This window comes from Sphingobacterium wenxiniae (genome assembly GCF_900116225.1).
GTDB classification, from domain to species: domain Bacteria; phylum Bacteroidota; class Bacteroidia; order Sphingobacteriales; family Sphingobacteriaceae; genus Sphingobacterium; species Sphingobacterium wenxiniae.
Genome location: NZ_FOZZ01000020.1, coordinates 23,750 through 32,859, shown reverse-complemented (window position 1 = coordinate 32,859; position 9,110 = coordinate 23,750). Strand labels below are relative to the sequence as shown.

The following is a 9,110-nucleotide window of genomic DNA, read 5'->3' as shown; positions in this document are numbered from 1 at the left end:
CTTAGGGACGATCTTAGGCTCGAAAGTGCCGTTTCGGTCACGACCGCTCTCCAGTTCAAAATGACCCGATTGGAGGCTTCTTACGGTCTTTTTTGTCTTCCCGTTTTTACGGTTCGACTCTCCGGAAGCTTTATTCTCCTGCAGGTGGTGATCAAGCTCTCCTTCTAACATCGATTCCAATAAGTGTTTTAGCATAGGGGCAAAAACACCGTCTGTACCACCCATTTTCTTGCCTTTATAAAGGCCTTTCATTGCTTCTTCCTTGAAGCGCTCAAAATCAAATTCCTCTTTTTCCATTTGCTGTGTCTAATATAAAAATTCTTTATTTGACACAGTTTACTTTACACCCTCAATTTACTGAATATAACCTTACTTAATAACATCCCACTTCTTAAAGGTCGGCTTTCCATGTGAAGCCGGCTTTTTTATGATGTTTTTACATTAGTACCTGTGGGACGAGATTAAGTAAAAGGGGTATAATTGGGACAGAATTGGCATACCCTCTAAATCTGCCTTGTCCCAAATATACCCTTTTTGTTTTCATTTTTAAGGGGTGTTTGTGTGAAAAAACAGGGCTTAATAGTGCTTAAGCCCTGTTTTTTTTCCTTCTTTTTTGTTTGATTATGAGAACAGCCGAGCATACTGTTTTTACAAAAAAGCATACTCTCTTGTTGGAACAGTAGACTCTTCGGTTGGAACCGCATATTCTTTCGTTGGAACGGCGCACACTCTCTAGTGGCAGTATCCCTAAAAGTGTGTAAGTCGCTAATAAGTCATCTAGATTCTAGTTGTCTATACGATGAATAGCGAGATTAGGGAAGTTTTTGAATCGGCAAGGAAAGTATTGAATTAGAAAAGAAGCCCTAAAGTGGGGACTTTAGGACTTCTACCAAACCAATTATTAACCTATTATGAAAAATTACCTTATTCACTATTATAAACGTCGCAATAAACGGATTAGTATACAGAAATGTGTTTTTTTTAATAAATCTATAGGCAATAGGCTTACGACTTAAAGCCATACACTAAAACAAAAATCCTGCAGCGGGGAACTGCAGGATTTTTTTCTACTAACCAATTATTAACCTAAAATTATGAAATGTACTATAAAAACGATGACTCGAAGCAAATAGTACAGAGACAACTATGCTTTAACGTTTTTTAACAACTGTTTTTTTAATAGAAAGGGGTTCCGTTCGGAACCCCTTTTCTTTTAAAAACTATTATCTACTAATACAAAGTAAATTCAACACGACGGTTTGCTTGACGACCAGCAGCATTTGCATTACTTGCAATAGGCTGGTTAGGACCGTATCCTGTTGCTTCAATACGAGAAGCGTTAGCACCTTTGGATACCAAATAAGCTTTTACAGATTCAGCACGTTCTTTTGACAGACGCAAGTTAGTTTGTAAAGAGCCTGTGTTATCTGTGTGTCCAGCTAATTTTAAACTGAAGTTTTTCTCGATTAATAGTGCTGCTACACGATCCAAAGAAGCGAATGAGTTAGCACGGATAGTTGATTTACCCAAGTCAAACTCTAAGTTTTTGATAGCCTCATCAACTACTTTTCTATCTTCATCCGTAACAACGATTTTCTCGATTACTTTTGTTTCGTTTTTCATTTCCGGAAGTGGGCAACCAGATCCGTCAACTTTCGTTCCAGCAGGTGTGTTCGGGCATTTGTCGAATTTGTTTGCTACGCCATCGCCATCATCATCTTTCAAGTCATCGCTCAAAGATTGTACTTGTGCTTTAAGTTCGTTGTTTGCAGCGTTTAAGCGGTCACGGTCTGCTTTTACCTCATCGTATTTAGCTGTATAATCGTTGATCATAGTAGCTACCGGGTTGCTATTACCCAAGTAAGGTTTTTGTTTAGAACCTAAAGCAATTTCAACACCTGCATGAATATAGGTGAATACATCTGGTTGGAAATTACCGTTTACCACACCATCAAAACGTTTGTTGGCAAAGTTTAGTTGATAGCCTAAGTCAATATTTACATCTTTGGTTACTGCGAATTTCAAACCTAAATCAGCAGGGACATATAATTTTGTTAAATTGTCTTGCTCGGTTTTGTTACCGCCTTCGATGATGGTTGCTGTTGAACTCATCACGCCTAGACCAAGAGCGGCGTAAGGTTTAAGTACACCATTGAATACACGCCAGTTTGTGTTTCCGAAAAGATATTCTCCAGATAAAGCCAAAGAGAAAGGTACTTTGCTTTCAAAACCATTGCCTGATGTGTTTTTTCCACCTACTTTACCGCCAAGATATTGTGCTTTGATACCGAAAGAAGGGGTTAATTGATTTTTAACATACGCACTGAAACCAAAGTTTGTGTCCATTTCAGAATTGCCGCGTTGAGCAAAGTGGAATAGGTTGGTTTGGTTTAGGATTCCGACATTCACACCTACAGACCATGTTCTGTATTGTGAAAGATCCCCAAGAGGAGTGGTGCCTTGAATTGTTTCTGGGTTGTTCTGCGCAAATGCAGCAGACGATAGGAAACTCGCAGCTGCTAAAAGTGATAGCGTTTTGATTGTTCTCATGTTTAAATATTTTGCTGTGCAAAGGTAAAATTAAAGCAGGTCAATTGTTATGCCAAAAATGAAGGATGTAGCATTATTTCTACAAACGCAGGGCGGAAATCTTCCACACGGAGACAAACCTTCCAGATTTCAAAAACCTGGAAGGTTTATTCTACACCACACCAGAAAAAAGGGAGTGTCTAAAAAGGTTCTCGAAACTTAAAAACGCGTCATTGCGAGAAGCACAGCGACGAAGCAATCTGCGTTTTTACTGTCATCAGATTGCTTCGTTGCCTCGCAATGACGATGATGTTTAGCGTTTTTAGACACCCTCATCTTCGATGCTCAATATCCCTTCTCAAAAGATTAAGAAGTTAAAAAAAACTATTTTACCGGTAAAACCCGAGCGAAGAACTTCGGAATTGAAGTCGCATAGGCCAATTTTCTAACAATATTCTCATCAACCAACTTCCTAAAAATACTTTTTCGACTTTTAGTAACCAGCAATAGGTCTATTTGTTCATCAGCAATAACCGCATCAATCGCATGGGAAATATTTTCTGCAGCACGATTGTAAAGCACTTGTGGTTTGACTGTGTAGGAAATATTCTCAATACCAGTTTGCTCAATAATTTTATCGATCCATTCTTTGAATTGGTTATGGATGATCCGGATGTCTTTGTCATCTTTATTGACATGAACAAGGATTAGTTCAAAATCTTTCCCTATTAGGTTGATAGCCTGATTAAGTACATGCAATTCGGCTTCTTTGAAATTGCATAGCAAGCCCACTCTGTTGACTTTGAACCGTGGTGATTCCTTTGGTACAGCCAATACCGGTGTTTTTGAATTAAGAATAACATCGTATGTATTGCTACCTAAGAAGACGGCTTCCAGCCCAGCAGAACCTTTCGTTCCCATAATGACAGCATCATATTGGAAAGCAGCCGTCATCTTGCTTACCTCCTCGTATAGGTTTCCATCTTTATAAAAGGTGTGAAATGTTACCTCGGGATATTTAGCCTGCTCACTTTCTAAAAGTCTTGCCATATTCTTTTTTGCTACTTCCACTTCCGGATCTACGAGATCAGGATTGACGACTCTATTTGCATAAATATTCGTGTGGTTAGTGAAAATATGTACCAAGTCTATCTCTTGCCCTTGTTGGTTGGAAATTTGGGCTGCATACGCAATAGCAGACTGGGAATAATCGGAAAAATCGACTGGGATTAAAATCTTTTTCATGATGTTGAATTTTTAAGTACTTCTATCACTTTCTCACTTTTATTTTTAAACTGTTTTGCCAAAGAAAGCAGGTGTATGCAGTTCCAATGCCATCGCCTTTGACACGGACGAGGTAAATAGTCTTTCGAAGAAAGATTTTCTACTTTTGGATACCAATATCAAATCTAGTCCGTTATCTTGGATAATCTTGGTGATAACCTCTGGTACTGTATCTAAGTTTTCGTCCTCCTTTATAATAGGAGAGGTAAGCGCTGTAATATCAGTGATAGAGGTAGCCTCTTCAATATTAAATATCCAAGATTCTATTTTACTGTTTACTGCACTTATGTCATTTTGCTCTTTGTAGACATGAATAAGGTGCAAATCCGATGGAGCATGGAAGATGTTGAGGAACTCTTTCAACGTAATTAGCTCTTCTTCCTTAAAGTTTGTGAGCAAGCCTATCTGTTTAGCGTTGGTATTGAAATCGGCATTCGGTACGGCAATAACCGGAATAGGTGATTTTGCCGTGATGAGCGCCGTATTGCTTCCCCAGAAAATGTTTTTACGTGCGGAAGCTCCCGTTGTCCCCATGACGATAGCGGCGTAATGAGCTTGTTTGCCTTCTTTGGGAATCACATCCGAAAGTAATCCACGCTCATTCCGATAAGAGATGTCAAGCTGAGGATAAGCTTCCTGCAATTCATCAACCCACTCTTTAATTGTGATATCCGCTTTCAATATGTCCGAATGTTCCATCTCTTCGGTAAGCTCATTTTCATCAAAGCCGGAAGAGCGCGCGGTGTAACAATGCATCAGGTGCAATCCATATTGATGTTGGAGGCAAATTTCTGCTGCAAACTTAACCGCTCTCTTTGCATTTTCTGAAAAATCTGTTGGAACTAAAATCCTCATAATAACCTTTTCTGTTGATTCATAAATATACGAAAAATAACTTGTTTTTAAAGTTAATTATGAAACAGAGGATTAATTTTGACAATTGTCGTTTCTTCCCATCACACAGCCTTTCCGTCCCTTGCCGGGACAGGGCATTCCTTTTTGTAGGGCAAAAAGGAATCAAAAACCCTTTGTCTCATCTGAGGTGGCTTTTCCCTCAGTCCTACACACACAAAGAAAATTCCTCCCAAGGCTGAAACCACTGTCCGAAGCTTTTTGGATTGCTTCGGACAATAGTTTCCATGCCTTTTTCCTCGGCTCAATCCCTTGGAATTTCCTTTGTCTTTCCGCCACTGGGATGAGACCCCTTGCTGTCGCAAGCTTTTATAGCTTGTGACTGGGATAGATCAAGTTTTCAACTTGGTCGTAACAGCTAAGTTGAAAACTTAGATTATTTGTTCTCACAAGATACCGCTGCGCTTAATCTTGCGAGAGAGGTGACAAAACATTGATTTAAAAAAACTCCCTTTCCCTTCCCATAATCCCATTAAAAACAATTTTGATGCGTTTCCATTGGCTTATCGGGTTCGTCCGTTGTAAGAGCAATCATTTTTAAGTAAGTTTGCACTTTAAAAAATGTAAAATACTCCATGACCAGTAGAGAAATACGTGAAGCTTTTTTGAGCTTTTTTAAGAGTAAATCACACCAAATTGTCCCTTCGGCTCCAGTTGTCGTGAAAAATGACCCGACTTTGATGTTCACTAATGCAGGGATGAATCAGTTCAAGGATCTTTTCTTGGGCGAAGCTGTCGCAAAATATCCACGCGTAGCTGATACGCAGCGCTGTTTGCGCGTGTCGGGTAAGCACAACGATTTGGAAGAGGTAGGCATCGATACCTATCACCATACCTTGTTTGAAATGCTGGGGAACTGGTCCTTTGGCGATTATTTCAAAAAAGAAGCTATTGCCTGGGCGTGGGAATTGTTGACAGAAGTTTATAAGCTGGATAAGGATCGTCTTTATGTGACGATTTTTGAAGGTGATGACAGTGAAGGTCTGGAAAGGGATAATGAAGCTTTTGATTTTTGGAAAGCATTTGTTGCAGAGGATAGAATCCTGCTGGGAAATAAAAAAGATAATTTCTGGGAAATGGGCGAAACAGGCCCTTGTGGCCCTTGTTCGGAGATACATTTTGATATGCGTCCGGATGCGGAGCGTGCGGAGATATCTGGTGCTCAATTGGTAAATGCCGATGATCCACAAGTAATCGAAATATGGAACTTGGTATTCATGCAGTTCAACCGCTTGAAAAATGGTAATCTGGAACCGTTGCCGGCCAAACATGTCGATACAGGTATGGGCTTTGAGCGTTTGGTTCGGGCTATTCAAGGCAAAACATCGAACTACGATACCGATGTTTTTCAACCTATTATACAGTTTATTTCCGATAAATCAGGCATTGCTTATGGTGCTGATGAAAAGACGGATATCGCTATGCGGGTGCTTTCCGATCATATCCGAGCAGTTTCGTTTGCTATTGCCGATGGACAATTGCCGTCAAATAATAAAGCGGGTTATGTAATTCGTCGAATTTTGCGTCGGGCAGTACGGTACGCTTATACTTTCTTGAACTTTAAATCACCTTTTATCCACGAGCTTGTGCCTTTGTTGGCAAAACAATTCGAAGGTGTGTTTGATGAGTTGGTGCAGCAGCAGAGTTTTGTGCAAAAAGTAGTGTTGGAAGAGGAAGTATCTTTTTTACGTACATTGACTACGGGTATTCAGCGTTTTGAAAATTATGCAACAGACCACAAAGAAGTGGATGGCGATTTTGCCTTTGAGCTTTTCGATACATACGGATTTCCAATAGACCTAACCGAATTGTTGTCTCGGGAACAGGGGTTGACTGTAGATATGGAAGGTTTTCAAAAAGCATTGCAACAGCAGAAAGAACGTTCGAGAGCGGCTACGGCAATCGATACAGGGGATTGGGTCGTTGTTAATGAAGATGACGACACAACTTTTGTTGGTTATGATTTCCTGGAAGCGACTACGCAAATTATCAAATACCGTAAGGTCAAAGCAAAAGGCAAAGAGCAATATCAGCTGGTGCTTTCCGTAACGCCATTCTATGCCGAAGGTGGAGGTCAGGTGGGCGATACAGGCGTGCTGATTGCCGAGGACAACAGCAAAACTTTTATCACGGATACGAAGAAAGAGAATGGCTTGATTATCCACTTTGTTAATGAACTGCCAGGCTCACTGGAAGGTGATTTTCAAGCGCAAGTGAATAAAACAAAACGTCTGGATACGGAAAATAATCATTCGGCGACACACTTGATGCATGCTGCGTTGAAACTGGTATTGGGTGACCATGTGAACCAAAAAGGTTCGTTGGTTTCGCCGGATATTTTGCGTTTTGACGTTTCGCATTTTGCAAAAATAACAGCAGATGAACTGAAGCAGGTGGAAGATATTGTCAACGTCAAAGTGCGTGAAAATATTCCATTGAAAGAAGAACGTGATGTTCCTTTTCAGGAAGCCATTGATAGTGGTGTAACGGCATTGTTTGGGGAAAAATACGGGGATTATGTACGCGTGATTACGTTTGATGATGATTTCTCGAAAGAGCTTTGTGGCGGAACGCATGTCAAAGCCACCGGACAAATCGGTTTCTTCAAAATCATTTCGGAATCAGCGGTTGCGGCTGGTGTCCGCCGTATTGAAGCGATTACCGGCTCTAAGGCGGCTTCGGTGATACGTGAGCATTTTGAACTGGTGGACAAAATGAAGGAGTTGTTGAACAACCCGAAGGATTTTATGACTTCCATGGAGAAAATGATCGACGAAAACAGTGAATTGAAAAAAGCTATTGAAAATCATATCCGTGAGAAATCATTGGCGATGAAACAAGAGCTAGAATCGAAGGTTGAACAGGTTGATGGGGTTAATTTTCTCTCTACAGTGGTAGATTTGCCTAATGCTGATGCGGTAAAAACGTTGGCTTACGCTATAAAAGGTTCCATGGAAAACGTGTTTGTAGTCTTGGGGGCAAATATAGACGGTAAACCAAGCCTGACAGTAACTATCTCCGACAATTTAGCTAAGGAACGCGGCTGGAATGCAGGTGCGATTGTTAAAGATTTGGCGAAAGATATACAAGGTGGGGGCGGGGGACAGCCGTTCTTTGCTACTGCCGGTGGAAAACTGAGCGAAGGATTGCCGCAAGCGATTGCACGGGCAAAAGACTTTTTGAAATAGGAGATAAGCATGAGAAAATTAGCAGTATGTATTGTTGCACTGAGTTTGTTGTTGGGGTATGGTTGTTCCAATAACGATGTTATCCATGTGTCAGGGACGGTTGACAATCCAGGAAATGTAAAGGTCGTGGCTTTCTATGAGGGCGAACGAAAATTGGACTCGGTTTTCCTTGCTGATGGCAACAAGTTCAAATTTGAACGTGCGGCCACGCAGCCTCGCTTGCTTTCGGTGGCAATAGGTAACAACAAATACCCTGTTATTTTGACTCCGGGTGAAAAATTAACGCTACGGGCAGATATGCATGACCCCGAAAATTATGTGGTTGAAGGTTCTGAATTGTCTAGTGCCCTGCAGGAATTTGCACCGTATAAACGGCGTAAGGATTTTGTGCAGGATTCCTTGCAAGCAGCTTTTGCAAAGGCTACAACAAACAGAACGGCTAATGAGATTGAGAGCCTTCGTATGGATTATTTGACCAGCTTTAAGGAAAAGCTGGCCGACTATACCCAGCAAGTGGTGGCTTTTGCAAATCAACATCAAAACTTAGCTGGATTTTATGCGATCAGTACTTTAGATCCAGAGGTGGCCGAGGCTGAAATCCTTGCTTATGCGGATGAGATTAAAGATAAGTTTACGGAGAACCGCTACGTTTCTCAATTTAAGGAAGAAGCAGAGAAATTGAAGAAATTGGCTGTGGGACAACCTGCGCCAGATTTTGAATCGTATACGCCTAACAATAAAGCTGTAAGATTAGCTGATTTTAAAGGAAAGTATACCTTGATTGATTTTTGGGCATCGTGGTGTGCCCCATGTCGTCAGGAAAACCCAAATATTGTAAAGCAATACCATGCTTTTAAAGACAAGGGCTTCACGGTATTGGGCGTTTCGCTGGATAATAATCCTGGTAGTTGGATGCGTGCTATCGAAAGTGATAAGCTGGAGTGGACACAGGTGTCTGATCTGCAAGCTTGGAGTTCGGACCTGGTAACCACTTATCGAATAACTGCCATTCCAACGTCTTATCTGGTTGATCCGGAAGGTAAAATAGTGGCAAAGAACCTCCGTGGGAAAGAATTGGAAGACTTCCTGCAAAAGACGCTGAACTAAGTTGATGTTTAGCTACTGTTAAGTGTTAACAATTTAATAACACAGGGTTAACCTTAGCTTACCATTTAGTACATATTTTAGCAAAAAAAC

Annotated in this window: 6 protein-coding genes; 2 read left to right on the top strand and 4 right to left on the bottom strand. The window is 40.8% G+C overall.

The features are described from left to right. From BM375_RS16925 to BM375_RS16910, 4 genes are all read right to left on the bottom strand, one after another. Positions 1 to 297: transposase (locus tag BM375_RS16925; protein WP_170852700.1), on the bottom strand; the 297-nt coding region annotated here is incomplete at its 3' end. A 933-nt stretch (positions 298 to 1,230) separates the two neighbouring features. Continuing rightward, complete coding sequence (locus BM375_RS16920; protein ID WP_093367777.1) at positions 1,231 to 2,550, bottom strand: OmpA family protein; 1,320 nt, start codon at positions 2,548 to 2,550, stop codon at positions 1,231 to 1,233. A gap of 363 nt (positions 2,551 to 2,913) precedes the next feature. Then, entirely contained in the window at positions 2,914 to 3,774 is an 861-nt protein-coding gene (locus BM375_RS16915) for a universal stress protein (protein ID WP_093367775.1), read from the bottom strand. A gap of 45 nt (positions 3,775 to 3,819) precedes the next feature. After that, positions 3,820 to 4,668, bottom strand: coding sequence for a universal stress protein (locus BM375_RS16910; protein ID WP_093367774.1), 849 nt, complete (start codon positions 4,666 to 4,668; stop codon positions 3,820 to 3,822). A 632-nt stretch (positions 4,669 to 5,300) separates the two neighbouring features. On the opposite strand from BM375_RS16910, the gene alaS reads away from it, so the two are divergent. Together alaS and BM375_RS16900 are read left to right on the top strand one after the other, a co-directional pair. Next, the gene (gene alaS, locus BM375_RS16905; RefSeq protein ID WP_093367772.1) at positions 5,301 to 7,913 is read left to right on the top strand and encodes an alanine--tRNA ligase; all 2,613 of its coding nucleotides are present in this window, start codon (positions 5,301 to 5,303) and stop codon (positions 7,911 to 7,913) included. Positions 7,914 to 7,922: 9 nt separating this feature from the next. Next, positions 7,923 to 9,020 carry a TlpA disulfide reductase family protein gene (locus BM375_RS16900; RefSeq protein WP_093367770.1) on the top strand — a complete coding sequence of 366 codons (1,098 nt, stop codon included), beginning with the start codon at positions 7,923 to 7,925 and terminating at the stop codon, positions 9,018 to 9,020. Positions 9,021 to 9,110: the final 90 nt, after the last annotated feature.

What these genes read in the sequence shown, in the direction of transcription:
- BM375_RS16910 (WP_093367774.1), bottom strand. Translation starts at nt 4,668, where the DNA reads ATGAGGATTTTAGTTCCAACAGATTTTTCAGAAAATGCAAAGAGAGCG.
- BM375_RS16915 (WP_093367775.1), bottom strand. Translation starts at nt 3,774, where the DNA reads ATGAAAAAGATTTTAATCCCAGTCGATTTTTCCGATTATTCCCAGTCT.
- BM375_RS16900 (WP_093367770.1), top strand. Translation starts at nt 7,923, where the DNA reads ATGAGAAAATTAGCAGTATGTATTGTTGCACTGAGTTTGTTGTTGGGG.
- alaS (WP_093367772.1), top strand. Translation starts at nt 5,301, where the DNA reads ATGACCAGTAGAGAAATACGTGAAGCTTTTTTGAGCTTTTTTAAGAGT.
- BM375_RS16920 (WP_093367777.1), bottom strand. Translation starts at nt 2,550, where the DNA reads ATGAGAACAATCAAAACGCTATCACTTTTAGCAGCTGCGAGTTTCCTA.